Below are 26901 nucleotides of genomic sequence, written 5' to 3' on the forward strand. Positions count from 1 at the left end.
TGCGCGGATCCCAAGCGGGGCAGGTCACGACTCGATATGACTCCCGGCCGGAAGGGCTTTCGCATCTTGCTGAAACATCTTGCAGAGCGCTAGGTTCCACGCCACCCACCCTGCCCGAGCGCCCCAGAGGGAGAGCCCTGTCGTGGCCGACGCCCAAGCCCGTTCCCCGCGCCGCACCACCCCGTACCGCCGTCCCGGACGGGCCTCCGTCCTGGTGGCGGCCTCGCTGATCGCCGCGACGCTGGGCGCCGTGCCGCTCGCGTCGGCCGCGCCGTCCGCCCCGCCGGCCGCGCCGTCGGATGCGTCGCTGGCTTCGACCGCGGCCCGGCACGACCTGACCCGGGAGCAGTTCTACTTCGTGCTGCCGGACCGGTTCGCCAACGGCAGCACCGGCAACGACACCGGTGGGGTCACCGGCGGGCGGCTGGACAACGGCTTCGACCCGGCCGACAAGGGCTTCTACCACGGTGGCGACCTGCAAGGGCTGATCGACAAGCTGGACTACATCCAGGACCTCGGCACCACCGCGATCTGGATGGCGCCGATCTTCAAGAACAAGCCGGTGCAGGGCGCGGGGGCGGACGCATCTGCGGGCTACCACGGCTACTGGATCACCGACTTCACCCAGGTCGACCCGCACTTCGGCACCAACGCGCAGCTCAAGGAGCTGATCGACAAGGCGCACAAGCGCGGCCTCAAGGTCTTCTTCGACGTCATCACCAACCACACCGCGGACGTCATCGACTACGCGGAGGGCTCGTACGACTACCGCTCGACGGGCGCCTACCCGACGCTGGACGCCGACGGGAACCCGGTGGACGAGACGGCGGTCGCCGACGCTCGGGCGCAGTGGCCGGGCATCTCGAAGGACTCCTTCCCCTATGCCCCGGTGTTCCGGGCGCCCGCGGACGCGAAGGCGAAGTCCCCGTCCTGGCTGAACGACCCGGCGCTCTACCACAACCGGGGCAACTCGACCTTCGTCGGCGAGTCCGCGACCGAGGGCGACTTCTCCGGCCTGGACGACCTGGACACCCAGAACCCGAAGGTCGTCGCGGGGATGGAGAAGATCTACCAGCAGTGGGTGGCCGACACCGGGGTGGACGGGTTCCGGATCGACACCGTCAAGCACGTGAACATGGCGTTCTGGGAGCAGTGGGCGCCGGCGCTGAAGCAGTTCGCGGCGCAGCAGGGGAACAAGAAGTTCTTCATGTTCGGCGAGGTGTACTCGGGTGACCCGGCGGTGACCTCGCCGTACGTCACCAAGGGCAAGCTGCAGGCGACGCTGGACTTCGCGTTCCAGGAGGCGGCCCGGAAGTACGTGTCGCAGAACGGTTCGGCGAAGGCGCTGAGCGAGCTGTACGCGCAGGACTACCGGTACACCACGGCCGACACCGACGCGTACGAGCTGCCGACCTTCCTCGGCAACCACGACATGGGCCGGTTCGGGTCGTTCCTGCGGAGCGACAACCCGGGGGCGTCGGACGAGGCGCTGCTGGGCAAGGACCGGCTGGCCAACGAGCTGCAGTTCCTGACCCGCGGGCAGCCGGTGGTCTACTACGGCGACGAGCAGGGCTTCACCGGCGCGGGCGGCGACAAGGACGCCCGGCAGGACATGTTCGCCTCGAAGACCCCCTCGTACAACAGCGACCCGGTGATCGGCGGCGACGCCGGTTCGAAGGACCGGTACGGCCGGGACGGGGCGCTGTACCGGGGGATCGCCGGGCTGGCGAAGCTGCGCAAGGACAACCCGGCGCTGGCCGACGGCGCGCAGGTGGAGCGGTACGCGGCGGACGGGCCGGGGGTGTACGCGTTCTCCCGGATCGACGCCAAGGACCAGGTGGAGTACCTGGTGGCGGTGAACAACGCGGCCGGGGCGAAGACCGTCACGCTGGACACCTTCTCGGCGGGCATGGACTTCGACGGCCTGTACGGGTTCCAGGGCAGGGTGAGCAGCGGCGCGGACGGCAAGGTGACGGTCACCGTCCCGGCGATGTCCTCGCTGGTGCTGAAGGCGAAGCACAAGCTGGCCAAGCCGGCGGCGGCTCCGTCGGTCACCGTGAACGCTCCGGCCGACGGTTCGTACGGGACGGTGGCGCTCGGCGCGAGCGTGCCCGGTGGCGGGTTCAACCGGGTGACGTTCGCCGCGCAGGTCGGCAACGGGCCGTGGCGGACGCTGGGCACCGCCGACAACGGGGTGTACCGCGTCACGCAGAACCTGGACGGCGTCGCGCCCGGCACCGTGGTGCGGTTCAAGGCCGTGGTGCAGGACTCGGCGGGCCGACTGGCCTCCGCGAGCGGGCAGTTCACCACCGGACAGCAGGCGCCGGTGCCCGCGCCGAGCGCGGTGACGCGGCCGTACGCGGTGGTGCACTACCAGCGCCAGGACGGCAACTACGACGGCTGGAACCTGTACACCTGGGGCGACATCGCCGACGGCGAGGGCACCACCTGGCCGGACGGGCACGGCTTCGTCGGGCGGGACGCGTACGGCGCGTTCGCGTACGTGAAGCTGAAGGGCGGGGCGTCCGACGTCGGGTTCGTGGTGGAGAAGAACGGCACCAAGGACGTCGAGCAGGACCGGCACATCGACATCTCCGCCACCGGCGAGGTGTGGATCAAGGAGGGCGACCCGGCCGTCCGCACGGCCAACCCGGACGGGGCGCAGCCGGTGCCGGAGGGCAAGGCGGTCATCCACTACCGGCGCGCCGACGGCAACTACGACGGCTGGGGCCTGCACGACTGGACGGGCGCGGCCACCCCGACCGACTGGGGCAACCCGCTGATGCCGGCCCGCAAGGACGCGTTCGGCGCGGTGTTCGAGGTGCCGCTGGCGGCCGGGGCGAGCAGCCTCAGCTACATCATCCACAACGGCAACGACAAGGACCTGCCGCAGGACCAGTCGCTGAACTTCGCCACCTCCGGCCGCGAGGTGTGGATCATCGGCGGCCAGGAGGGCTACCTGCTGCCGCAGACCGCCGGCGCCTCCTCGCAGCTCGACCTGGGCTCCGCGAAGGCCCAGTGGATCGACGCGAAGACCGTCGTGGTGCCCGCCAACTACGGTGCGGCGGACGCCCAGTTGAAGGGCGGCACCAGCGCCCAGCTGATCTACGACCCGGCCGGCGGGCTGAGCGTCGAGCAGGGCGTGCTGTCCAAGCCCGGCCACTGGATCCGGCTCACCCCGGCGGCCGGCCTGACGGACGCCCAGACGGCGAAGTTCCCGCACCTGGCGGGCTACCGGGCGTTCACCGTGGACGCGCGCGACGCCGGCCGGATCACCGCCGCGCTGCGCAGCCAGCTGGTCTTCGCCGAGCACCTGCCGAACGGCGCGGCGCTGGCCGCCACCGGCGTGCAGATCCCCGGCGTGCTGGACGACCTGTACGCCGGGAAAGCCGCGAAGGCCCAGCTCGGCCCGGTGTACACGGGCCCGGGCCGGGGCAACGGCAGCAACCGCCAGGTGACGCTCTCGCTGTGGGCGCCGACCGCGACCGAGGTGGCGGTGCAGCTCTTCGACAGGGCGAGCGGCGGCACCCCGAAGACCGTGCCGCTGAAGCGGGACGAGGCGTCGGGCGTGTGGTCGCTGACCAAGGACGCCAAGGAGCTGGACGGCAAGTACTACCTGTACCAGGTCAAGGTGTGGGCGCCCAGCGTGCAGAAGATGGTCACCAACACCGTCACCGACCCCTACTCGACCGCGCTGGCCACCGACTCGAAGCGCAGCCTGGTGGCCGACCTGTCGGCCGCCGCGACCAAGCCCAAGGGCTGGGACCAGCACCGCAGCCCGGCGGCGATCCCGGCCGTCAAGCAGCAGATCCAGGAACTGCACGTGCGGGACTTCTCGGCCGCCGACACCACCGTGCCGGCCGACGAGCGCGGCACCTACCTGGCGTTCACGCAGTCGAAGTCCGCGGGCATGCAGCACCTGAAGGAGCTCGCCGCGGCCGGGGTGACGACCATTCACCTGCTGCCGACCTTCGACATCGCCACCATCCGGGAGAACCGGGCCGACCAGAAGCTCCCCGCCTGCGACCTGGCCGCGCTGCCCGCCGATTCGGGCAAGCAGCAGGAGTGCGTGGCGGCGGTGAAGGCCGACGACGCCTACAACTGGGGCTACGACCCGCTGCACTACACCGTCCCCGAGGGCTCCTACGCCACTGATCCGAACGGGACGGCGCGCACCGTGCAGTTCCGCGAGATGGTGCAGGCGATGCACGACGCGGGCCTGCGGGTGGTGCTCGACGTGGTCTACAACCACACCGCGGCGGCCGGGCAGGACGAGCACTCGGTGCTGGACAAGGTCGTCCCCGGCTACTACCAGCGCCTCAGCGACAGCGGCAAGGTCACCACCGACTCGTGCTGCGCCGACACCGCGCCCGAACACGCCATGATGAACAAGCTGGTGGTCGACTCGGTGCTCACCTGGGCCAGGCAGTACCGGGTGGACGGCTTCCGGTTCGACCTGATGGGCCTGGACCCGAAGTCCACCATGCTGGACGTGCGGTCCGCGCTCGGCGGGCTCACCCCGCAGCGGGACGGCGTGGACGGGAAGAACATCTTCCTCTACGGCGAGGGCTGGAACTTCGGCACCGTCGCGAACGACGCCCGGTTCGTCCAGGCCACCCAGGCCAACATGGCCGGGACGGGCATCGCCACCTTCAACGACCGGATCCGGGACGCCGGGCGCGGCGGCAACTACATGCTGTCCTCGGCCCCGCAGCAGGGCTTCGCCTCCGGCCTGTACACCGACCCGAACGGCTCGGCCGACAACGGCAGTTCGGCGGACCAGAAGGCCCGGCTGCTGCACCAGATGGACCAGATCAAGGTCGGTCTGACCGGCAACCTGGCCGGCTACGCGTTCACCGACTCCGCCGGAAAGTCCGTCACCGGCAGGGGAGTCGACTACAACGGCGCCCCGACCGGCTACGCGGCCAACCCCGGCGAGGCGGTGGAGTACCTGGACGCGCACGACAACGCCGACCTGTACGACGCGCTGGCGTTCAAGCTGCCGCAGGGCACCTCGCCCGCCGACCGGGCCCGGATGCAGGCGCTCGGCCTGTCGCTGACCGCGCTCGCCCAGGGCCCGGGCTTCGCCCAGGCCGGCAGCGACCTGCTGCGCTCCAAGTCGCTGGACGCCAACTCGTACGACTCCGGCGACTGGTTCAACGCCGTCAACTGGGACTGCAAGCTGGGCAACGGCTGGGGCCGCGGCCTGCCGATGGCCGCCGACAACCAGGAGATGTGGGCCCGCGGCAAGCAGCTGCTGGCCGACCCGAAGCTGCGGATGGGCTGCAACGAGATGGGTGCCAGTACGGCGCTCTACCAGCAGTTCCTGAGGATCCGTCAGTCCTCGCCGCTGTTCTCGCTGGCGAGCACGGCCGAGGTGCAGCGCCGGCTGTCCTTCCCGCTGTCCGGCACCGCGGGGGAGAACCCGGGTGTGATCACCATGCACCTGGACGGGACGGGGCTGCAGGGCGCCGAGAAGGGCCTCACGGTGGTCTTCAACGCCACCCCGACCGCACAGACCCAGACGGTGGCAGGCCTGCGCGGCACGGCGCAGGCGCTGCACCAGGTGCAGGCCTCGGGCACCGATCCGGTGGTCAGGCAGGCAGCCTTCGACGCGGCCTCGGGGACCTTCACGGTGCCGGGCCGGACGGTGGCGGTGTTCGTCCAGAAGTAATGGTTCCCTGCCGGTAACAGGGGTCTCACCTCCGGGTGGGGCCCCTTGCGGGGTTGGCCGGAAAGCATCGGTGCGGTACGGTCAACCGCCATGTTTAGCTGACGGCATCCCAAATGCCGGACCATGGGGGGCTCTTGAGGGACTTGTAGGGCGGTCATAAATGAGTCAATCCGTGGCATGCATCTGTCATTCGACAGGTGTTTACTGCCACGATTCCCCTCGCTGCGAAGACAGGTAGCCCCAACTCTCGCCGGTGGAGCCCTCCCCAGGCCACCGGCAGCCCCGCAGCCCGCACCGCGCACGTGCACCGCACCCTCGCCGCGACAGGCGGCCGGGGCCCCCGCTGCGCCGCAACCGCGGCCAGATTCTCTTCACCGCTCGTGACCCCGCGACGGTCGGTAAAGGAGTCCCGAATGTCTCGCTACACGCATGCCCGCGTGAGCATGGCCGCCCTCGCGGCCACCACCGCCCTGCTGGTGACCGCGATCCCGTCGGTGGTGGCCCAGGCCGCCCCCGCCGGCCCGTCCGCGGCCTCGCAGGTCGCCGGCCAGCAGGTGGCCGCCGGGCGCGCCCAGTTGCTCTCGGACGCGGGCTCCCGCGCCCCCCAGGTCGCGCAGAACCTGGGCATGGGCTCCGCCGAGAAGCTGGTGGTCAAGGACGCGTTCAAGGACGCCGACGGCACCCAGCACTTCCGCTACGAGCGCACCTACAACGGACTCCCCGTCCTCGGTGGCGACATGGTCGTCCACCAGGCCGCGAACGGCACCACCAAGGGTGTCGACCGGGCCTCCACCGCGTCGCTGAACGGCCTGTCCACCACCCCGAAGCTGGCCGCCGCCAAGGGCCAGGCGACCGCGCTGGCCGCCGAGTCCGGCTCCGCGCTGGAGACCGCGCCCCGCCTGGTGGTGTGGGCCGCCGACAACAGCCCGCGGCTGGCCTGGGAGACCGTGGTCGCCGGCACTCAGAAGGACGGCACCCCGAGCAAGCTGCACGTGGTGACCGACGCCAACAGCGGCGACGTCATCCAGAAGTGGGAAGGCATCGAGACCGGCACCGGCACCGGCGTCTTCGTCGGCACCGTCAACGTCGGCACCACGCTGTCCGGTTCGACGTACCAGCTGAAGGACGCCACCCGCGGTGGGATGTACACCACCAACATGAACAACGGGACCAGCGGCAACGGCACCCTGTTCACCAAGGCCACCGACACCTGGGGCGACGGCACCGCCGCCAACAAGGAGTCCGCGGCCGTCGACGCCCACTACGGCGTCTCGATGACCTGGGACTACTTCAAGAACACCTTCGGCCGCAACGGCATCCGCAACGACGGTGTCGGCGCCTACAGCCGGGTCCACTACAGCAGCAACTACGTCAACGCCTTCTGGGACGACAGCTGCTTCTGCATGACCTACGGCGACGGCTCGGGCAACACCCACCCGCTGACCGAACTCGACGTCGCGGGCCACGAGATGACGCACGGCGTCACCTCCAACACGGCCGGCCTGATCTACTCCGGCGAGTCCGGCGGCCTGAACGAGTCCACCTCGGACGTGTTCGGCAACATGGTCGAGTGGTACGCCAACAACTCCAAGGACAACCCGGACTACCTGGTCGGCGAGCTGATCGACATCAACGGCAACGGCACGCCGCTGCGCTACATGGACCAGCCGTCCAAGGACGGCGCGTCCGCCGACTACTGGTCCTCCACGGTCGGCAACAAGGACGTCCACTACTCGTCCGGCGTCGGCAACCACGCCTTCTACCTGCTGTCCGAGGGCAGCGGCGCCAAGGTGGTCAACGGCGTGAGCTACAACTCGCCGACCTACAACAACATCCCGGTCACCGGCATCGGCCACGACAAGGCCGCCGCCATCTGGTTCCGGGCGCTGACCACCTACTGGACCTCGTCCACCAACTACGCGAGCGCGCGGGCCGGCATGCTGTCCGCCGCGACCGACCTGTACGGCGCCAACTCGGCCGAGTACAACGCCACCGCGACCGCCTGGGCGGCCGTCAACGTCGGCTCGGTGCCCAGCACCGGCGGCCCGACCGTGACCAGCCCCGGCAACCAGTCGACGGCGCTGAACTCCTCGGTCAGCCTGCAGATAAACGCCACCGGCGGCACCGCGCCGCTCACCTACACGGCCACCGGCCTGCCCACCGGCCTGTCGATCGACGCCGCCACCGGCAAGATCACCGGCACCGCCACCGCGGCCGGCACCTACAACGTGACCGTCACCGCGAAGGACGCCGCCGCCAAGACCGGCTCCGTCTCCTTCACCTGGACCGTCAGCGGTGGTGGCGGCGGCAGCTGCACCCCGGCCCAGCTGCTCGGCAACCCCGGCTTCGAGACCGGTAGCGCCGCGCCGTGGACCACCACCTCCGGTGTGGTCGACAACTCCGCCTCGCAGGCCGCGCACGGCGGCTCCTGGAAGGCGTGGATGGACGGCTACGGCTCCAGCCACACCGACAGCATCCAGCAGACCGTCACCATCCCGTCGGGCTGCAAGGCGTCGCTGAGCTTCTGGCTGCACATCGACACCGCCGAGACCACCACCAGCACGGCGTACGACAAGATGACCGTGACCGTCAACGGCACCTCGGTCGCCACGTACTCCAACCTGGACAAGAACACCGGCTACGCGCAGAAGACCATCGACCTGTCGGCCTACGCCGGTCAGACCGTCACGGTGAAGTTCAACGCCGTCGAGGACGTCTCGCTGCAGACCTCCTTCGTGGTCGACGACACCGCGATCCAGACCAGCTGACGCTCCTTCGGTAGTGCCGGTGCCCGGCAGCCGCTTCGGCTGCCGGGCACCGGCGCGTTCGCATGATGATCAGTCAATTACCTTTACCGGAGCCGGATTTAATTCGGATGCGTGCGACGGGCCGGGCGGGTTAGGGTCCCGGCATGTCCTTCTTCCACCAGATCTACGGCTGACGCGGCCGGGGCAGTGCCCCAAGCCACGCGTCCCGCACGCCACGGCGCCCCCTGACGGCGCGCCGGCGGTGCGGTGTTCCCTTCCCAGCCCCGTAGACCGGAAGCAGGTGCTTTCGCATGACCCGTCGTGCCCATATCGCCATGATCGGCATCCCGGCCGTCAGCCACGTCCGCCCGAGCCTCGAAGTGATCCGCGAACTCGTCGCCCGCGGCCACCGGGTGACGTACTTCAACGACCCGTCGGCGGCCGGGCTGATCACCCCGACCGGCGCCGAGCTCGTCCCGTACCCGTCCACCCTGCCGGTCGCCGACCACGACTGGCCGGACGACCCGATCGGCCAGATGCGGGTCTTCCTGGAGGACGCGATCGCGATGCTCCCCCGGCTGCACGCGCACTACGACGCCGACCCGGCCGACCTCTACCTGTACGACATCGGCGCGTACGCCGCCCGGGCGCTCGCCGAGGCGCAGGGCCGGCCGATCGTCCAGCTCTCGCCGACCCTGGTCGCCTGGGACGGCTACCAGGCGGAGGTGGGTGCCGCCATCCGCGAACTGCCGGGCGCGGACGGCTACTTCGGGCTCTTCGCCGAGTGGCTGGCCGGCTCCGGCGCCACCACGGTGGACGTGGACGCGTTCTCCGGGCGGCCGGCCCGGGCCGTCGCGATGATCACCGAGGCGATGCAGCCGCACGCCGACCGGGTGGACCGCAAGGCCGTGGAGTTCGTCGGGCCGTGCTTCGACCTGCGGGCGGAGCAGGGCGGTTGGCGGCGTCCGGCCGGGGCGGAGAAGGTGCTGCTGGTGTCGCTCGGTTCGGCGTTCACCCGGCAGCCCGAGTTCTACCGGAACTGCCTGGCGGCCTTCGGCGGCCGCCCCGGCTGGCACCTGGTGCTGCAGATCGGCAAGCACGTCGACCCGGCCGAGCTGGGGGAGATCCCGGCCAACGTCGAGGTGCACTCCTGGGTGCCGCAGCGGGCGGTCCTGGAGCAGGCCGACGCCTTCGTCACCCACGCCGGGATGGGCGGCTGCGGCGAAGGGCTGCTGGCAGGCGTGCCGATGATCGCGGTGCCGCAGGCCGCCGAGCAGTTCATGAACGCCGACCGGCTGGTCGAGCTCGGCGTGGCCCGCCGGCTGGACACCGCCGACGCCACGCCCGAGGCGCTGTGGTCGGCGCTCACCGAGCTGGTCGGGAGCGAGGAAGTGGCCGCCCGCCTGCGGGAGTTGAGCGCCCGCGCGAGGGGCGAGGGCGGCACCGCCCGGGCCTGTGACGTGATCGAGCAGCAGCTGGGCTGAGGCTCCTCCTCCGGATCCCGCCCGCAGAGCGCCGGTCCGCCGTTGACGAACTGTCAGCGGCGGGCCGGCGCTGCCGTTTTACCGGCCCCGGAGCGGGCCGCGGGCTCCCTTGACGGCCGTCCGGGCCGACCATATGGTCATGCCACTGCAAATTTCCTGCAAGTTTCACCCCGCCTTGCAGTCTCTTGCAGTGGCACCTCTCCCCTCCGCGCGGACGGCCCCAACACCCCAGCCGTCGCGGCCCCACCCAGCCGCCTCCCGGTCCGCGACCTGCGTCCGCGGACCGGGCCTCCCCCAGGAGCGCTCCCTTGCCCACCCTCGCCCCCGCCCGCAGGAAGCGTGCCGTCGCCGCCTGCACCGCCCTCGCGGCGTTCGGCCTCTCGGCCGGCGCCGGGCTCTCGCTGGCGCCCACCGCCGCCGCCACCCCGCCCGGCACCAAGGGCGTCACCGCCACCCTGTTCGAGTGGAAGTTCGACTCGGTGGCCAAGGCCTGCACCGACACCCTCGGCCCCAAGGGCTACGGCTTCGTCGAGGTCTCCCCGCCCCAGGAGCACATCCAGGGCGCCCAGTGGTGGACGTCCTACCAGCCCGTCAGCTACAAGATCGCCGGCCGGCTCGGCGACCGCACCGCGTTCAAGAACATGGTCACCACCTGCCACGCGGCGGGCGTCAAGGTGCTCGCCGACTCGGTGATCAACCACATGTCGGCCGGCAGCGGCACCGGCACCGGCGGCACCGTCTACACCAAGTACAACTACCCGGGCTACTACCAGGACCAGGACTTCCACTCCTGCCGGACGTCGATCACCAACTACGCCGACCGCGCCAACGTCCAGAACTGCGAGCTGGTCGGCCTCTCGGACCTCAACACCGGTTCCGCGTACGTCCAGCAGACCATCGCCAACTACCTCAGCGACCTGCTCTCGCTCGGCGTGGACGGCTTCCGGATCGACGCCGCCAAGCACATGGCCGCCACCGACCTGGCCGCCATCAAGGCCAAGATGAGCAACCCGAACGCCTACTGGGTGCAGGAGGTCATCTACGGCGCGGGCGAGCCGATCCAGCCCTCCGAGTACACCGGCACCGGCGACGTGGACGAGTTCCGCTCCGGCACCTGGCTGAAGAGCTCCTTCCAGGGCGGCAAGATATCCGACCTGCAGAGCTGGGGCAGCGGGCTGCTCGCCTCCGCCCAGGCCCGCACCTTCGTCGACAACTGGGACACCGAGCGCAACGGCTCCACCCTCACCTACAAGGACGGCTCCACCTACACGCTGGCCAACGTCTTCATGCTGGCCCACCCGTACGGCTCGCCGAACGTCTACTCCGGCTACGCGTTCAGCAGCAACGACGACGGCCCGCCGAACGCCGGCGCCGTCACCGCCTGCTACCAGAACGGCTGGAACTGCGTCCACGCATGGCGGCAGGTCGCCAACATGGTCGGCTTCCGCAACGCGGTGGCCGGTGCCGCGATGACCAACTGGTGGTCCAACGGCAACAACGCGATCGCCTTCGGCCGCGGCACCAAGGGCTACGTGGCGATCAACCGGGAGAGCTCGGCGATCACCCAGACCTTCCAGACCTCGCTGCCCGCCGGCGTCTACTGCGACGTCCAGCACGGCGACCCGGTGAGCGGCGGCTGCTCCGGCCCGACCTACACCGTCGGCGCGGACGGCAGGTTCACCGCCTCGGTCGGCGCCAACGACGCCGTCGCGCTGCACGTCGGCGCCACCGCCGCCGGCACCGCGCCGGGCGCCTCGTTCGCGGTCAACGGCACCACCTCGCCCGGCCAGAACCTCTACGTGGTCGGTGACGCGGCCGCGCTCGGCGGCTGGGACACCTCGAAGGCGCTGCTGCTCGGCTCCGCCTCCTACCCGGTGTGGAAGCTGGACGTGGCGCTGCCCGGGGGCACCGCGATCCAGTACAAGTACCTGCGCAAGGACGCCGCCGGCACCGTCACCTGGGAGAGCGGTACCAACCGCACCGCGACCGTCCCGGCGAGCGGAAGGATCACCCTGAACGACACCTGGCGTCCGTGACGCCGCTCCCGGAAACAGGCGGCCCCCGTCGAACGGCGGGGGCCGCCCCCGCCGTGCGGCGGGTTGTTCACCCCTCCGCAACCGGGGCCCGGGGCGGTACGTCATAGGATCTCGAACGGCCCAATCGCCGCACCTTTGTGCGGTCGCGGCCGTTCCCGGGGAGCGCCGGCCGTCACCAGCGCGCGGCGGCCCCGGCCAAGCCCAATGACCAGGGCCCCTCCCGGCTGCCGGGTCGGCCCCCGCCCGGAGAGACCGCCCCGTGCTGCCGCAGCCCCGTTCCGCCGCCCGCCGTCTGTTGACCGCCGCCGCCCTGCTCACCCTCGCCGCCCCGCTGGCCGCCTGCGGCAGCAACACCGGGACCTCCGGCGACGCCAAGGGCGCGAGCGCCGCAGGCCACTCGTCCCCGTCCGCCGCGCAGAGCAGCAGCGCCCCGCCCAAGCCGTCCAAGGTGCTGATGCCGACCGGCCCGGCCGCGCAGCTGTCCAAGGTCCGCGACACCGGCGCCGGGCCGATCATGATGACCACCCTGGCCGGCCCCAAGTCCGGTGTCAGCGGCAAGGTGTGGGTCTGGCTGCCGCCGCAGTACAACGACCCGAAGTACGCGAAGACCGGCTTCCCGGTGCTCACCCTGTACGCGGGCGGCCAGAGCGCCGGCTACAACACCTGGACCGACAACCAGCTGCCGATCCAGGAGATCGACGAGCAGATGGTCTCCCAGGGCAAGGCCCACCCGTTCATCATGATCATGCCGGTGCAGAACCTGGACTCCAACGAGTCCAAGGCCCTGGAGTGCGCCGACATCCCCGGCCAGCCGAAGATGGGCACCTGGATGGCCGAGGACATCCCGGACTTCATCCGCGCCAACTTCCGCACCGTCAAGGGCCGCGACGGCTGGGCCGTGATGGGCGCCTCCACCGGCGCGTTCTGCAGCGCCAAGCTCGCCCTGCAGCACCCCGACGTGTTCAAGGCCGCGGTGCCGATCGACGGCTACTGGAACCCGGACTCGCCGCTGTGGAAGGGCCACGACCAGGAGCGCCAGGCCAACAGCCCCGACAAGCTGATCGCCGAGGGCGCCGCCGACGTGCGGATGCTGGCCACCGCGGGCGGCGCCAACCCGTACGAGACCAAGCTGGTGAAGAACTGGGTGGAGAAGGCCAAGGCCCCCACCACTGTCGAGTACTACGAGCAGCCCGGCGGCAAGCACCTCACCTCCGACTTCAAGAAGATGATCCCGCACACCCTGGAATGGCTGACCGCCAACACCGCCGGACCCGAATCCGACTGACCGAGGTCGGAAACGGCTCCGAAAACGCGCTGACCTGCACATCAATCGGTCGTTCATTCGACCCTGATGCACTGCTCCCACCCTGGACCCCGTGGACCGGAGAACTGGACCGGGGCGCCGCAACCGCGGCCCCCGCTCCGGCCAGCCCCAGCCAGTCGTGAAGAGAGCGCCATGTCCCGTCACCTGCTGTCCGTCGGCCCGACGACCATTCCCGCCCCGTGCGAGGAGCTGCCCGCCGCGCCCGTGGCCGAACTCCTGCCGTTCGCCGGACTGCGCCTGGTGCACGCCGCCGTCCGCCGCGACCTCGCCCGGATCCCGCAGGCCCTGCGACTGCTCCAGCCCGACGACCACGAGAGCGCGCTCGCGCTCAAGCGGCACTGGGACTTCGTCACCGCCATGGTGACCTGCCACCACGAGCAGCAGGACACCCGGCTGTGGCCGCTGCTGCGCCGCTTCTCGCCCGAGCTGCGGCTGCTGCTCAACTGGCTGGAGTCCGACCACCACAACCTCGACCAGTGCTTCACCCGCACCACCACCCTGGTCGGCATCGCCACCCGCGACCCCGCCAGCTCCTGGCCGGTCTCCTACGCCGTCGAGGAACTCGCCGCCCGGGTGGAGACCCACCTGCGGATCGAGGAGCGCCAGCTGCTGCCGCGGATGGCCGACGTCTTCCAGCCCGGCTCCCGGATCGGCACCCTGCCCGAACTGCTCGACCTGCTGCGCCTCGCCGAGGGCCCGTCCGCGTCCGACGCCCTGGTCTGGCTGCTCGAAGGCGTCGACCCGATACAGATCGACCGCCTGCTGGCCGACTGCGACGACGAGACCGTCCGCCACTGGCCGCACTGGCGCGACACCTACGCCCGCTGCACCGACCGTCTCTGGGGCCCCGCCGGACAATGAGACCGTCCCGGATCCGTCCGGGACGTGAGCAGCGCGACCCGGGCCCGGATGTCCCGGCGGGACTCATGTCCCGCCGGGACATTTTCGGTAGTACGGTGATCACATGAGCACCGACCAGTGGCAGCCGCCGGTCTCGCTCGGGCGGCGCGACCGCAAGTCCCGCCGCACCCGCGAGGCGATGGCCGACGCCGCGCTGCGCCTCACCCTGGAACACGGCCTGGCCGCCCTCGCCGTCGAACACGTCACCGACGCCGCCGACGTCTCCCGGCGCACCTTCAGCCGCTACTTCCCGTCCCGCGAGGACGCCGTCCTCGACTCCCTGCGCACCGACTTCACCCGGATCAACGCGCAACTCGCCGCCCGGCCCGCCGCCGAGACCCCGGTCGCCGCCTACCGCGCCGCCGTCACCGCCTGGCTGCACGACGCCGACCACCCGGCCTGGCACCGCCGCCCCGGTATGCGGGCGCTGTTCGTGCTGATCGACGAGGAGCCCGCGCTGACCGCCGCCTACCGGCGGATCGCCGTCGCCGAGGAGGAGCAGTCGATCCGGCTGGTCGCCGCCCGGCTCGGCCTGCACCCGGAGACCGACCTGCGGCCCGCCGTCGCCGTCGGCCTCGGCGTCGCCGCCCTGCACGCCGCCACCCGCACCTGGGTGCGCGACCCGGCGGGCGACCTGCCCGCCCTGATCGACCGCGCCTTCGACCTGGCCGCGGTCGAACCCCCACGCTGACCCCCCTTGTCGGCGCACCCCGCACCACCCGCGTCCGCCCCTGGCGGCGCACGAAAGGACAGACCACCCATGACCACCCAGGAGTTCACCGGCCGCACCGCTCTCGTCACCGGCGCCGCCTCCGGCATCGGTCTGGCCGTCGCCACCATGCTCGCCGGGCGCGGTGCGAAGGTCGCCGTCGCCGACTTCCGCCTGGACGCCGCCCGGGAGGCCGTCGCCGCCCTCGAGGCGATCGGCGCCGAGGCCCTCGCCGTGCAGGTCGACGTCACCGACCCGGCCTCCGTCGAGGCCGCCGTCCGCACCACCGTGCAGGGCCTCGGCCCGCTCTCGCTGGCCGTCAACAACGCCGGCATCGGCGGCGCCGTCGCCCCCACCGGCGGCTACGACCCGCAGGACTGGCGGCGGGTGCTCGCCACCAACCTGGACGGCGTCTTCTACTCGATGCGCTACGAACTGCCGGAGATCCTCGCCGCCGGCGGCGGCGCGATCGTCAACATGTCCTCCATCCTCGGCACCAACGGCTTCGCCGGCTCGCCCGCGTACGTCGCCGCCAAGCACGGCGTGGTCGGCCTGACCAAGTCCACCGCGCTGGAGTACGCCGAGCAGGGCGTCCGGGTCAACGCGGTCGGCCCGGGCTTCGTCGACACCCCGCTGCTCAAGGACGCCGACCCGGCCGCGCGCGCGGCACTGATCGCGCTGCACCCCGCCGGGCGCCTCGGCCGCGCCGAGGAGGTCGCCGAACTCACCGCGTTCCTGCTCTCCGAGCGGGCGTCCTTCATCACCGGCAGCTACCACCTGGTCGACGGCGGCTACTCCGCCCGCTGACCGTCCGTCGCGGGCGGACCGCACGAGAGAGAGGGTTTTCCAGCCATGAAGGCAGTCCAGTACCGCACCGTCGGCAGCCACCCCGAGGTGGTCACCGTCCCCGACCCCGAACCCGGCCCCGGGCAGGTGCTGCTGAAGGTCACCGCCGCCGGTGTGTGCCACTCCGACATAGCCGTGATGAGCTGGCCCGCCGCGCAGCTGCCGTTCCCGCTGCCGCTCACCCTCGGCCACGAGGGCGTCGGCACGATTGCCGCGCTCGGCGCCGGAGTCACCGGCTTCACCGAGGGCGAGTCGGTCGCGGTGTACGGTCCGTGGGGCTGCGGCAGCTGCGCCAAGTGCGCCGAGGGCAAGGAGAATTACTGCCTGCGGGCGCACGAGCTGGGCATCCGGCCGCCCGGGCTGGGCGCGCCCGGTGCGATGGCCGAGTACATGGTGGTCGACGACCCGCGGCACCTGGTCCCGCTCGGCGACCTCGACCCGGTGCGGACCGTGCCGCTCACCGACGCCGGGCTGACGCCCTATCACGCGATCAAGGGTTCGCTGCCGAAGCTCGTCCCCGGCTCCACGGCGGTGGTGATCGGCACCGGCGGCCTCGGGCACGTCGCCGTCCAGCTGCTGCGCGCGATGACCGCGGCCCGGGTGATCGCCGTGGACGTCTCCGCGGAGAAGCTCGAACTGGCCCGCGCGGTCGGCGCGCACGAGGCGGTGCTCTCGGACGGCGCCGCCGCCGCGAAGGTCCGCGAACTGACCGCCGGGCTCGGCGCGCAGGCCGTCTTCGACTTCGTCGGCGCCCCGCCCACCACCGCGCTGGCCGGGCAGCTGGTCGCCGTTGAGGGCGACGTCAGCATCGTCGGCCTGGGCGGCGGCACGCTGGCCGTCGGCTTCGGCGCGCTGCCCTACGACGCCCGCGTCAGCTCCCCGTACTGGGGCAGCCGTTCCGAGCTGATCGAGGTCCTCGACCTGGCCCGGGCCGGCGCGATCGACGTGCACGTCGAGACGTACGGCATCGACGAGGCGCCGCTCGCCTACGAGCGCCTGCACGCCGGGAAGATCAACGGGCGCGCGGTGATCCTGCCGAACGGCTGAGGTTCCGTCGGGTGGCGGTCTCCTTCTCCGGCGAAGGGGGCCGCTACCGGCGTTGGATCACCTTGACGTTCCCGCCCGGCTGCCAGGTGCTGATCAGCAGGTGGTCCTCCGCCACCTCGGTCAGGGTGGCGCGGCGCAGCTCCAGCCGGAACGCGTGGAAGGGGCCGGGCGGCGGCTCGGGCAGCTCGGCGGCGTACGCGGCGAGCTCGTCCGGGTCGGTCAACTCGACGGCGTACAGGGCGAGTTTCGCGTCCCCGCCGGTCAGACTGGTGTCCGGCCCCGGGTTCGAGTGCAGGGCGCAGCGCGGGTCGCGGCGCAGGTCGAGCGCCTTGACCGCGCCCGCCATCGAACCGAGGTACAGGTCGGCGCCGAGGAAGTCCACCTCGATGCCGCTCACCCGGGGCGAACCGTCCCTGGTCAGCGTGGCGAGCACATGGTGCCGGTACGCCTCGAAGCGGGCGCGGATGCGCGGGGCGAGATCAGGAGCCTGCTGCTCGAAGTCCTGCCAGGTCGTCATGCGCGGAGTGTAGGCCGCCGGGTGGGGAGAACCGCTGATTGTCGGCGGCCCGTCCTAGACTCCGCGCATGGAGACCTACATCGCCTTCCTGCGGGCGATCAACGTCGGCGGCCGCACCGTGAAGATGGACCGGTTGCGGGAGTTGTTCGCGGGCCTCGGGCTGGAGGGCGTGCGGACGTACATCCAGAGCGGCAACGTGTTCTTCCGCAGCGCGGAGACCGACCGGGCGGCGCTGACGGCGCGGATCGAGGCGGGGCTGGCAGAGGGCCTGGGGTATCCGGTGCCGGTGATGCTGCGGACGGTCGAGGAGGTGGAGGCCGTGGTCGCGCTGGACCCGTTCGCGGGCGTGGAGGTCACCGAGAACGACCGCCTGTGCGTGCTGTTCCTCTCCGAGCCGCTGCCGCCCGAGCTGGCCCTGCCGGTGGCCTCACCGAAGGGCGATTGGGAGCTGATCGGCGCGAGTGCGGGCGCGGCGTTCGTGGTGATGCACCTGCGCGGCGGCCGGATGACCGGCAACCCGGCCACCGCCTTCCCCAAGTCCTACCAGGGGCAGGCGACTTCGCGGTTCTTCCACACCACCGCGAAGATCGCCGCCGCCGCCCGCAAGGGCTGATTACTCGCTAGTGCGGGTAGACGCGGGGCGGGCGCTGCCGGGGGAGGGAGTCCTGGAAGTCGCCGATGGCGGTGGCGACCTGGCGCATCAGCACGGTGTGCTCCAGCCGGTCGAGGTAGAGGTGGCGGGCGGCCAGCGCCTCCACCGTCACGCCGAAGTACATCGTCATCAGCGGGTTGATGAACAGCGCACTGTTGCCGGTGCGTTCGGTGAACCGGACGTCGCCGAACTCGCCGCGCAGGGCGGCGGCGATCGAGCCGTGGACGATGCTCGGATGCTCGGGGCACTCCTGGCGGGCGTGCGCGACGGCGTCCAGGTAGAGGGCGGCCTCGGGCGCGTCGGCGGGGAGCGAGAACGCGCCGAGGTGGCCGCCGTCGCGTTGCAGGGCGGCCAGGTTCTCCAGCACCAGCGCGTGGTTGACGCCGTGGTAGGCGTCGATGCCGAACCCGAGGCAGGCGACCAGCCGGGTGGGCACCTCGGTGAGGCCGGCCACGGCGGCGAGCGAGGCCATGTCCTCCTCGGGGGTGCCGAGTCCGGCCTCGTCGCCGCGCAGCAGGATGTCGGTGCCGCCGTCGACCAGCAGGATCGCGTCGATGCCGAGGTGCTCGACCAGCGCCCGGTACGCGGCCCGCAGCGGCTGCACGCCGGTGGACGGGAACGCCCAGACGGTGTCCGGCTGCTGGTGCGAGCGCAGCCAGCGTGCCAGCGAGCGTTCGGGGAAGTAGACGTCCGCGCTGCGCACGTCGGGGGTGATCCGGGCCAGCTCGGGGGCGTGCCAGACGTCCAGGTCGAGGCCGTACAGATTGCTGAACGAGAAGTTCGCCAGGTGCACTTCGCGCCCGGCGGCGCGCAACGCGAGGGCGAGCGGCAGCCCCGCATAGACGTCGAAGCCGCCGCCCGCGCCGGCGATCAGGATCCGCTCGGCGGCCAGCAGGCGGGTGAGCAGCGGCGGCTGAAACACACTGGTGGTCACCGGGCGGACGGTACCAGGCGGCCGGCTCCCGCCGTGCGCCCGTGGCCGGTGAAGTGGACGTGCTCGCGGTCCAGGTGACGCGTGTTCAGGCAAGGAGCCGAAGGCGAATGCGACGAGGGCCGGTTCCGCTGTCCTCGACGGCGAACCGGCCCTCACCCAGTCGCAGGTGGGGCGCTGACGAGGCCCCGTTCGGAAGATCGCCTGGTCCGAGATCGGAGCGAAGTGACTGCCGACCGCTCACCCCTTGCCGCTCGCTCCTGCACCGGATCGACGGCCGGCCCCGGAGCCTGGTCGTCCATCCGACCGGATTGTGCAGGCTGGAAGGTGCTGCTCCGATCCCATGTCGTCAGCTCGCCTTGAGACGGTCCGTGAGGTCGGAGACGCCATCGACCTGGCGGTAGGGCTGGAATGCCGGGGCGAGTTCGTGCACCAGGGTGATGCACCGTTCGGCGCCGATCCGGGTGGCGAGGTCGAGGGACTGGTTGGCAACGGCGAGGGCCTGTTCGACCTCGCGGGCTTGTAGGAGGCTGCGGGCCTCGTAGGTCAGGAAGATCCCTCGTGTCTTGTCGCGGGAGCGCGGCAGCAGGTTCATGCCTTCGTCGATACGAGCGTGGGCCTCGTCGGTGCGGCCGAGGTCGAGCATGCACTGGCCGGAGTCAACGGCGAGGTCCGCGGTGCTCATCCATCGGCACCAGGCCGGTGCCGGGTCGGGACTGTCGGTCAGGAGAGCGGTCTCGGCGGCGGCCAGGTCGTGATGGCAGGCGGAGGCGGCGCCGAGGGCGGCGTGTGCGCGGGCCCGGCGAAGATGAAGCAGGGACCGGGCGGTGGGGTGCCGGGTGTGGACGAGGGCTTGGCTGAGGGGCTCGACAGCGGCGTCGGGCTGGGTGAGCCAGATCGACTGGTAGGCGAAGTCGGAGAGGATGCCGGCGCCGAGGTCGCGGTCGCGGGCGGCGTGCGCGTTCGACAGGGCCGCGTTCCAGAGCTTGCCCGCCGCGTGGTGGTGCCCCTGGTCGAAGCGGTGCCAGCCGCAGGTGCTGGCCAGGGAGGCGGCCAGCTGGTGGAGTCGTCGGCCGACCGGTTCGGTGTACCGGCCCCGTGCCAGCAGGTCGGTGACCGTCTCCAGCTGGGCATTCATCAACTTCGCGGTGTGCTGGCGCTGTTCGGTGGGCATGGTGGTCAGCTTGGCGCTGGTGTCCTCCAGCCAGTCGACCAGTTCACCGTCGACGTACTTACCGTTCAGGGCGGTGGTGAGCCGGTCGGGTTCGAGGGTGGCCCACTGGGCGGAGAGCCCGGCCAGCGCGAGCGCGCTGAAGGCCATGAAGGTGCGGCGGCGGTGGTCCATGGTGGCTCTCTGTGCGTCTCGAAGTGCGTGGACGGTGAACGCCACCCCGAGCGGCACCGGTTGTTCCTGGCCGGGTAGCCAGTGCGGCCACTCGAAGGCCCCCAGGTCGCCGATCGGGACGTCGAAGGCTTCGGCGATCAGGAGCTGGGAATCGATGCTGGGCGTCTTGCGCCCGTTCTCCCACTTGCTGACGGCGGCCTTGTCGATGCCGGAGCGAAGACCCTCGGGCCGGTTCCTGGCAGCACGGTGGATTCGGGCCGCGAGGTCGGTCTGGGACCAGCCGCGCAGCGCGCGGGCGTACGCGAGGGGGTGCCGGATCTGGTCGTCCACGGGGTCAATCCCATCATCGACGGTGACAGTGAGCGTACTGCGTGTACGGGCGGGACTACCCCGGGACCACGGGCAACGCCTGGTTGATGAACGCGAGTTGGGCTCTACTCGTCGTGCACCGACAAGTTCCCGCAACTATGCGGAAGGAGTCCGCACATGAAACGACGCGCTGCGGTCATCGGCCTCGGCCACCAGGCGCTCGAAGACCACCTGCCCGGCCTGCTCGGCTCCAGCCGGGCCGAGCTCGTCGCGATCTGCGACAACAACCCCGACACCCTGCGGCAGCGGCAGGAGGCTCTCCAGGTCCCCGGATTCACCCGCGCCGGTGAGCTGCTGGACGCGGTGGCCCCGGACTTCGTGGTCGTCGCCGTCCCGCACCACGCCGGCCGGGAGGTCGTCCAGGAGTGCGCCGCCCGGGGCGTGCATGTTCTCAAGGAGAAGCCGTTCGCCACCTCGGTGTCGGAGGCCCAGGACCTCGCCCAGATCTGCCGAGCCGGGCGGATCGAGCTGATGGTCACCCTTCAGCGGCGGTTCAACCCGATCTACACCAGCGTCGCCGGATTGCTGGACCAGATCGGCACCCCGTTCCTCATCGACGGCCAGTACACCTTCCACACCGACGACCCCGGGGGCGGGTGGCGCGGAGACCTCCGCCAGGCCGGGGGCGGCTGCATCATCGACATGGGCTACCACCTGATCGACCTGCTGCTGTGGTACTTCGGCCTGCCCAGCCGGGTCATCGCCGAGTTCTCCACCACGGCCGTCCCCGGCGGCAGCTACGACGCCGAGGACACCGCTGTCATCCAACTCGGCTACGACAGCGACTTGTACGGCTCGGTGCTGCTGTCGCGGTGGGTGGCTCCGAAGACCGAACGCCTGCACGTGGTCGGCACCCGCGGCTCGGTGCTGCTGACCAAGGGCCAGGTCCAGCGACTCGACCTCGGCGGCACCGTCGTGGAGGAGCTGACCCGCCCCCACGCGCCGGCCTCGGCGTCGGCCGCGCAGATCGACTACTTCTGCCGGGTCCTGGACGGCGAGAGGCCCAACACCTCGGGCCCCGACCAGCACCTCGCACACGCCGCGTTCGTCGCCTCCTGCTACCAGTCCAAGGCAGCAGGGCGCTACATCGACCCGAAGGAGATGCTGTGACCAGCACCCTTGCCGTGTTCGGAGGCAAGCCCGCCGTCACTGCCGACGGCCCGCACTTCACCTGGCCGCCGATCGACGACACCACCCGCGCCAAGGTCGCCGCCCAGCTCGACGAAGCGATCTCCATCCCCGGCCGGTCCGGAATCGTCGCCGAACTGGAGGACGGCCTCCAGGAGTACTTCGGCGTCCGGCACGCGGTCACCACCAGCTCCGGCACCGCAGCCCTGCACGCCACCTACTGGGCCGCGAGGATCAAGCCCGGCGACGAAGTCATCGTCCCGGCCTGGACGTTCCACGCCACCGCCTCCCCACTGTTCCACCTCCGCGCGGTGCCGGTGCTGTGCGAGACCGGGCCGGACGGCAACATCGACCCGAACCGGATCGAGGAACTGATCACTCCCCGTACTCGGGCGGTAATGGTCACCCACCTGTGGGGCAAGCCCGCCGACATGACCGACCTCGTCGCCGTCGCCAATGCCCACGACCTGGTGGTGCTGGAGGACGGCTCCCACGCGCACGGCGCGAGCATCGCCGGGCAGAAGGTCGGCACGTTCGGCCTCGCCTCGGCCTTCTCCCTCAACGGTCCCAAGCCGCTGTCCGGTGGCGAGGGCGGCTTCGTCCTGACGGACGACGACGACACGTACCACCGGGTCATCACGCTCGCGCACTACAACAAGCGGGCCAAGACCGAGATCCCGGAAGGCCATCCGCTCGCGCGGTACGCGGTCACCGGCGCCGGTCTCAAGCTCCGCATCCATCCCCTTGCCGCAGCCATCGCCCACGACCAGCTGCGTCGACTGGATGGCTACCTCGCCGGTCGGGCGGAGATCGCACGCCACCTCACCGGACAGCTCGCCCGGGTCCCTGGTCTGGAGGTGGCCGAGCTGCCCGAAGGGGTGGTCTCCTCCTGGTACGGGTTGACGCTCACGTACAGGCCGGACGAGCTCGGCGGCCTGCCGATCGAGAGGTTCCACCAGGCACTGATCGCGGAGGGCGCCACCGAGTTCGACCGGCCCGGCTCCACCTGGCCGATGAATCAGCTGCCGCTGTACCAGCAGCCCGGCATGCTGTTCCCCGGTCACCCGCATTCCCACCGCCGGTACAAGGCGGGGGACTTCCCCGTTGCCGAGCGTGCCCACGCCAGCATGATCAAGCTCCCGGTCTGGCATCGTGAGCAGGATCTGGATCTGGCCGAGCAGTACGTTCGCGCGGCCATCAAGATCAGCGACCATCACAAGGAGCTGCTGTGACCGTCACCTCCCCCGAGTTCGCCGCCGGCCTGGCGGCCGAGGCCGAAGCCGCCGGCATCACCGGTTTTGTCGCCGCTGCTGTGATCAACCACGACGGCCGGGTCCTGCTCGTGCGCCGCAACCCGGACGACTACATGGGCGGCCTGTGGGAGATCCCCTCCGGAACGGTCGAGTCCGGGGAGACCGTCCTGGACGCTTTGCGTCGCGAGACCGGCGAGGAGACCGGCCTGACCATCGACCAGGTCACCGGTTACCTCGGGCACTTTGACTACCGGAACAGCCGTGGCGGCATCACCCGCCAGTTCAACTTCGCCGTCACCGTGGAGAAGACCGAACCGGTGGTCCTCACCGAGCACGACGCCCACCAGTGGGCACTCCCGAGTGGGCTGCCCGAGGTGAGTGACGCAGTTCGCGAGCTGATCGCACACTGAGGGGGTACGAGCGGGCGGGGCTCTCGGACTCCCCGAGGGCCCTGCCCGGCCGCGGTCGGGACGACATGCCGCCTTGCCTGTCGGACAGCCGTCGCGTTCGCGGGTGCGGCGCGTCCGCCGACTGTCGGTCAGTGCGGGTACGCCCGGGCGGGGCGCAGCCGGGGCAGGTCCTCGCGGAAGTCGGCGATGGCGGAGGCGATCTGGCGGGTCTGGGTGGTGCCCTCCAGGCGGTCGAGGTAGAGGTTGCGGGCGGCCAGGGCCTCGACGGTGACGCCGAAGTACAGCGTCATCAGCGGGTTGACGAACGGGTCGCTGCCGGGCACTCGCTCGGCGAGCCCGACGTCGCCGAACTCGCCGCGCAGCGCGGCCGCGACGCTGCCCTGCACGATGCTGGGACGGTCGGGCGCGGCGGCCCGGGCCTGCTCGACGGCGTCCAGGTACAGGGCGGCTTCGGGCGCGTCGGCGGGGAGCGAGAACGCGCCGAGGTAGCCGCCGTCGCGTTGCAGGGCGGCGAGGTTCTCCAGTACCAGGCCGTGGCTGACGCCGTGGTGGGCGTCGATGCCGAAACCGAGGCAGGCGACCAGGCGTTCGGGGACGGACCGCAGCCCGGCGACGGCGGCGAGCGAGGCCATGTCCTCCTCGGGGGTGCCGAGGCCCGCCTCGTCGCCGCGCAGCAGGATGTCGGTGCCGCCGTCGACCAGCAGGATCGCGTCGATGCCGAGCCGGCGCACCAGCGTCCGGTACGCGGCGCGCAGCGGCTTCACCCCGGTGGAGGCGAACGCCCAGACGGTGTCGGGCTGTTGGTGGGCGCGCAGCCAGCGGGCCAGGGCGCGTTCGGGGAACTTGGGTTCGGCGGAGCGGGTGTCGGGGGTGATCCGGGCCAGTTGCGGGCCCTCCCAGGCGGTGGCGTCCAGGCCGTAGTGGTGGGTGAACGCCAGGTTCGCCAGGTGCACTTCGCGTCCGGCGGCGCGCAGCGCGAGGGCGAGCGGCAGCCCGGCGTAGATGTCGAAGCCGCCGCCCGCGCCGGCGATCAGGATCCGCTCGGCGGCGAGCAGGCGGGTGAGCAGCGGCGGCTGAAACACACTGGTGGTCACCGGCCGGACGGTACCAGGCGGTTCGGCCCTCGTAGGGTGTCAGGGAACCTGAATGCGGACGCGACGTGGGCCGGTTCCTGCTTCGACGGGTGAACCGATCCCTGCTGCCCCGAAGACTGGGAAGCCGACCCGTGTCCGAGTGCTGATCCGAGTGCTCCGGTGCGTGCGAACCTGTGTGCACCACTCGGACTCAGTTGTCGTTCCGTGCGCTGCGAAGGTCAGCTTCGGTGCCGCTCACGCCCCGGCTTCCTTCGGGGCGTAGCGCAGCAGCACCACGTCGCCCACTGTCTCGGCGCCCAGCAGCTTCATCCGGCGAGTGCTGCCGCCCGGGAACTCGGCCGGGTGGACGAAGCGCGGTGCGCCGGCCTCGCCCACCAGCAACGGCGCCACGGCCAAGTGGATCTCGTCGGCCAGGCCGAGGCTCAGGAACTGCGTGTGGATCTGGCCGCCGCCTTCGACCATGAGTCGCTGCACGCCGCGCACTGCCAGGTCTTCGAGCATCAGGCCGAAGTCCACCGTGTCGCCGGTGCTCACCACGTCCGCCAAGCCGTCCAGGGTGTCGCGCAGCTTCAGCGCGCCGACGTCGGTCGTGTAGACCACCTTCTTGTCGCCGAAGTGCCAGAACTTCAGGTCGCGGTCCAGGTCGCCGCCGGCCGTGATCGTGACCTTGAGCGGGTACTCCGGCTTGCCGGCCTCAACCCGAGCTGCGCGACGCTGATCGCTGTTCACCAGGAGTCGCGGGTTGTCGGTGCGGAGGGTGTTGCCGCCGATGAGAATGGCGTCCGACTCGGCCCGCACTTGGTCCACGCGATCGAAGTCGTCCGAGTTCGACAGCAGCAGTCGCTGCGGCGAGGTGTCGTCGATGTACCCGTCCACCGAAGTGGCGACGCTCAGCAGGACGAAGGGGCGCTCGGCCATCGTGGCTCCGTTCTCGCTAGGGCGGCGTGGGTGCCGCCAGGGTGATCACACTTCATGGAGCATCACGCCGTCGAGGGCTTCGCGGAACTCCGCGACCTCGGACACCGCTGACCACGGTTGCAACTTGCCTTCCAGTGAGACCAGTTCAGCGAAGATCCGGGAGGACCCTGTGCTGGTCGCAATCGACAGGGCTTCAGATGCGGTGGCTGCGGCCCGCTCGGGACCGATGGCGCGGAGCTGGGCACCGGCGGACCGGGCCAGGTAGACACCACGGTCGCGTCGGAACGAGGCGGGCAGCGCCCGGATCGCCTGGTCGAAGCCGGCCACGGCGGCACCGTACCGGCCCAGCACCGCCCAGGACCGGGCCCGCTGGGCTTCGACGTAGGCCGCGTTGAGCCAATGACCGCGGTTCACGCCGGTCTCACTCGGCACACCGACCAGCTCCAGGGCCTGGTCGTACGCGCGCCGGCACGCCGGCTCGTCGCCGAGCAGCGCATGCCCATGCGCTCCGTAGACCGCACCGAGCGCCGTCAGCCGACTCCGAGGTGGGGCAATCCTCCGGGCTGCTTCGGCCAGGTCGACGGCATCGAGCGATTCCCGCATGTCGCCGGCCAGTTGCGCCTTGCGGGCGGTGATGTAGACGGTCAGGTCGTGATCACCAGCAGCGGTCGCCCAGTCGACAGCCCGGTCCGCCCAGTACTGAGCGGCTCGGTGGTCACCACTGTCCTGGAACAGCCAACTGCAGAACTCGGCGTACTCGGCTTGGACCTGCATGAGGTCGAGTCGGTCGCGGCCCGAGGCCTCGCGGCGGAGCTGTTGGATCAACCGGACGTGTTCCTGGGCGCTGGCTACGACCTGGCGCGGTCCGAGCACGTTGTCGCATGCGACCAGTGACTTCCGCAGCTGCCGCAGGTTCTCGACCGGATGCACGTCGGGCGACAGTACGAGCCGAGAGCCGGGCGCAGGTGCAACTGCCGCCGCTGGGAGTACTGCTGCTCCAGCCACGCCGGCAGCCGAGCGGAGCAGAGCGCGGCGCGGCATCGTCACGAAGATGATCCTTCCGTCCGAGGTCCGGCAGCCGACCCGGATCTCACCGTCGGAGAGCGTCATCGCCGAGCCGATTTCAGCCGGGTCCGGGACCGCCCCCGGTGACACCGGTTCTGCGTCGTGCAAGGCGACCGCTGTCTGCCGGGAGAGGAGCGGCACGCTGGTCGGTGGCGGGGCCAGCAGATCGCCGAGTTCTGTGGCGGTGACCTGGAGCAGTAGGGCCAGCCGTGGCATCTGGAACGGCTGAGGATCACCCCGGCCGCTCTCCCAGCGGACGACGGTGGACCGGTCAACCGTGAGAGCTTCAGCAAGCCCCTCCTGGGTGAAGCCCATGGCGCGGCGACGCTGGGCGAACTTGTCCCGTTTCGTCGTCACTCAGGTCTCCCTGCTCACCACGACTGATTCGTCCGTCCGGCATCCGCCCTGGTCATGCTCACCTGTGCCACATGGATGCCACATCGGTGCGCCAA

Annotated in this window: 19 protein-coding genes; 13 read left to right on the forward strand and 6 right to left on the reverse strand. The window is 71.0% G+C overall.

Annotated elements, in window-relative coordinates; genetic code table 11:
- The first annotated feature begins 142 nt into the window (after positions 1–142).
- The 9 genes from pulA (at position 143) to ACFYS8_RS22830 (ending at position 16767) form a co-directional block, all read left to right on the forward strand.
- On the forward strand, positions 143–5674 hold the full coding sequence (gene pulA, locus ACFYS8_RS22790) for a pullulanase-type alpha-1,6-glucosidase (protein ID WP_387643447.1): 5532 nt from the start codon (positions 143–145) through the stop codon (positions 5672–5674).
- A gap of 413 nt (positions 5675–6087) precedes the next feature.
- Positions 6088–8442, forward strand: a complete 2355-nt coding sequence (locus ACFYS8_RS22795) for a M4 family metallopeptidase (RefSeq protein WP_387643449.1) — start codon at positions 6088–6090, stop codon at positions 8440–8442.
- 290 nt (positions 8443–8732) lie between these two features.
- Entirely contained in the window at positions 8733–9905 is a 1173-nt protein-coding gene (locus tag ACFYS8_RS22800; RefSeq protein ID WP_387643451.1) for a macrolide family glycosyltransferase, read from the forward strand.
- 308 nt (positions 9906–10213) lie between these two features.
- Entirely contained in the window at positions 10214–11941 is a 1728-nt protein-coding gene (locus ACFYS8_RS22805) for a carbohydrate-binding module family 20 domain-containing protein (RefSeq protein WP_387643453.1), read from the forward strand.
- A 259-nt stretch (positions 11942–12200) separates the two neighbouring features.
- Entirely contained in the window at positions 12201–13226 is a 1026-nt protein-coding gene (locus ACFYS8_RS22810) for an alpha/beta hydrolase (RefSeq protein WP_387643455.1), read from the forward strand.
- A 171-nt stretch (positions 13227–13397) separates the two neighbouring features.
- Positions 13398–14126 (forward strand): hemerythrin domain-containing protein, encoded by a 729-nt coding sequence (locus ACFYS8_RS22815; protein ID WP_387643457.1) that lies wholly within the window; start codon positions 13398–13400, stop codon positions 14124–14126.
- A 103-nt stretch (positions 14127–14229) separates the two neighbouring features.
- Positions 14230–14856, forward strand: coding sequence for a TetR family transcriptional regulator (locus ACFYS8_RS22820; protein ID WP_387643459.1), 627 nt, complete (start codon positions 14230–14232; stop codon positions 14854–14856).
- Between the two features lie 69 nt (positions 14857–14925).
- Positions 14926–15681 (forward strand): SDR family NAD(P)-dependent oxidoreductase, encoded by a 756-nt coding sequence (locus ACFYS8_RS22825; protein WP_387643461.1) that lies wholly within the window; start codon positions 14926–14928, stop codon positions 15679–15681.
- 45 nt (positions 15682–15726) lie between these two features.
- Positions 15727–16767 (forward strand): NAD(P)-dependent alcohol dehydrogenase, encoded by a 1041-nt coding sequence (locus ACFYS8_RS22830; protein ID WP_387643463.1) that lies wholly within the window; start codon positions 15727–15729, stop codon positions 16765–16767.
- Positions 16768–16810: 43 nt separating this feature from the next.
- On the opposite strand, the gene ACFYS8_RS22835 is transcribed toward ACFYS8_RS22830, so the two are convergent.
- Entirely contained in the window at positions 16811–17284 is a 474-nt protein-coding gene (locus ACFYS8_RS22835; RefSeq protein WP_387643465.1) for a pyridoxamine 5'-phosphate oxidase family protein, read from the reverse strand.
- Between the two features lie 67 nt (positions 17285–17351).
- Here ACFYS8_RS22835 and ACFYS8_RS22840 point away from each other — a divergent pair, with 67 nt between their 5' ends.
- Positions 17352–17897: a DUF1697 domain-containing protein gene (locus ACFYS8_RS22840; protein WP_387643467.1), complete on the forward strand. Its 546-nt coding sequence runs from the start codon at positions 17352–17354 to the stop codon at positions 17895–17897.
- Between the two features lie 7 nt (positions 17898–17904).
- On the opposite strand, the gene ACFYS8_RS22845 is transcribed toward ACFYS8_RS22840, so the two are convergent.
- Positions 17905–18870 (reverse strand): DUF1152 domain-containing protein, encoded by a 966-nt coding sequence (locus ACFYS8_RS22845; RefSeq protein ID WP_387643469.1) that lies wholly within the window; start codon positions 18868–18870, stop codon positions 17905–17907.
- A 346-nt stretch (positions 18871–19216) separates the two neighbouring features.
- Positions 19217–20542 (reverse strand): helix-turn-helix transcriptional regulator, encoded by a 1326-nt coding sequence (locus tag ACFYS8_RS22850; RefSeq protein WP_387643471.1) that lies wholly within the window; start codon positions 20540–20542, stop codon positions 19217–19219.
- Between the two features lie 156 nt (positions 20543–20698).
- Between ACFYS8_RS22850 and ACFYS8_RS22855 the strand changes: the two genes are divergently transcribed.
- Genes ACFYS8_RS22855 through ACFYS8_RS22865 form a run of 3 tightly spaced genes read left to right on the forward strand, consistent with a single transcriptional unit; the run spans position 20699 to position 23372 of the window.
- The gene (locus ACFYS8_RS22855) at positions 20699–21691 is read left to right on the forward strand and encodes a Gfo/Idh/MocA family protein (RefSeq protein ID WP_387643473.1); all 993 of its coding nucleotides are present in this window, start codon (positions 20699–20701) and stop codon (positions 21689–21691) included.
- Entirely contained in the window at positions 21688–22941 is a 1254-nt protein-coding gene (locus ACFYS8_RS22860) for a DegT/DnrJ/EryC1/StrS family aminotransferase (protein ID WP_387643475.1), read from the forward strand. Before ACFYS8_RS22855 ends, ACFYS8_RS22860 begins: the two co-directional genes overlap by 4 nt.
- On the forward strand, positions 22938–23372 hold the full coding sequence (locus ACFYS8_RS22865; RefSeq protein WP_387643477.1) for an NUDIX domain-containing protein: 435 nt from the start codon (positions 22938–22940) through the stop codon (positions 23370–23372). The genes ACFYS8_RS22860 and ACFYS8_RS22865 overlap by 4 nt, the downstream gene beginning before the upstream one ends.
- Before the next feature lie 128 nt (positions 23373–23500).
- On the opposite strand, the gene ACFYS8_RS22870 is transcribed toward ACFYS8_RS22865, so the two are convergent.
- The 3 genes from ACFYS8_RS22870 to ACFYS8_RS22880 all read right to left on the reverse strand — a co-directional run bounded on the left by ACFYS8_RS22870 (position 23501) and on the right by ACFYS8_RS22880 (position 26806).
- Positions 23501–24466, reverse strand: a complete 966-nt coding sequence (locus ACFYS8_RS22870) for a DUF1152 domain-containing protein (protein WP_387643479.1) — start codon at positions 24464–24466, stop codon at positions 23501–23503.
- A 234-nt stretch (positions 24467–24700) separates the two neighbouring features.
- Positions 24701–25384 (reverse strand): RibD family protein, encoded by a 684-nt coding sequence (locus tag ACFYS8_RS22875; protein ID WP_387643481.1) that lies wholly within the window; start codon positions 25382–25384, stop codon positions 24701–24703.
- Between the two features lie 45 nt (positions 25385–25429).
- The gene (locus tag ACFYS8_RS22880; RefSeq protein ID WP_387643483.1) at positions 25430–26806 is read right to left on the reverse strand and encodes a helix-turn-helix domain-containing protein; all 1377 of its coding nucleotides are present in this window, start codon (positions 26804–26806) and stop codon (positions 25430–25432) included.
- Positions 26807–26901: the final 95 nt, after the last annotated feature.

It is taken from the genome of Kitasatospora sp. NPDC004615, from assembly GCF_042873545.1.
Classification (GTDB): Bacteria; Actinomycetota; Actinomycetes; order Streptomycetales; family Streptomycetaceae; genus Kitasatospora.

Bases quoted from the DNA above. Each gene is read 5' to 3' on its own strand.
- ACFYS8_RS22795 (WP_387643449.1), top strand. From the start codon at position 6,088: ATGTCTCGCTACACGCATGCCCGCGTGAGCATGGCCGCCCTCGCGGCC.
- ACFYS8_RS22800 (WP_387643451.1), top strand. From the start codon at position 8,733: ATGACCCGTCGTGCCCATATCGCCATGATCGGCATCCCGGCCGTCAGC.
- ACFYS8_RS22815 (WP_387643457.1), top strand. From the start codon at position 13,398: ATGTCCCGTCACCTGCTGTCCGTCGGCCCGACGACCATTCCCGCCCCG.
- ACFYS8_RS22820 (WP_387643459.1), top strand. From the start codon at position 14,230: ATGAGCACCGACCAGTGGCAGCCGCCGGTCTCGCTCGGGCGGCGCGAC.
- ACFYS8_RS22825 (WP_387643461.1), top strand. From the start codon at position 14,926: ATGACCACCCAGGAGTTCACCGGCCGCACCGCTCTCGTCACCGGCGCC.
- ACFYS8_RS22830 (WP_387643463.1), top strand. From the start codon at position 15,727: ATGAAGGCAGTCCAGTACCGCACCGTCGGCAGCCACCCCGAGGTGGTC.
- ACFYS8_RS22835 (WP_387643465.1), bottom strand. From the start codon at position 17,284: ATGACGACCTGGCAGGACTTCGAGCAGCAGGCTCCTGATCTCGCCCCG.
- ACFYS8_RS22840 (WP_387643467.1), top strand. From the start codon at position 17,352: ATGGAGACCTACATCGCCTTCCTGCGGGCGATCAACGTCGGCGGCCGC.
- ACFYS8_RS22855 (WP_387643473.1), top strand. From the start codon at position 20,699: ATGAAACGACGCGCTGCGGTCATCGGCCTCGGCCACCAGGCGCTCGAA.
- ACFYS8_RS22875 (WP_387643481.1), bottom strand. From the start codon at position 25,384: ATGGCCGAGCGCCCCTTCGTCCTGCTGAGCGTCGCCACTTCGGTGGAC.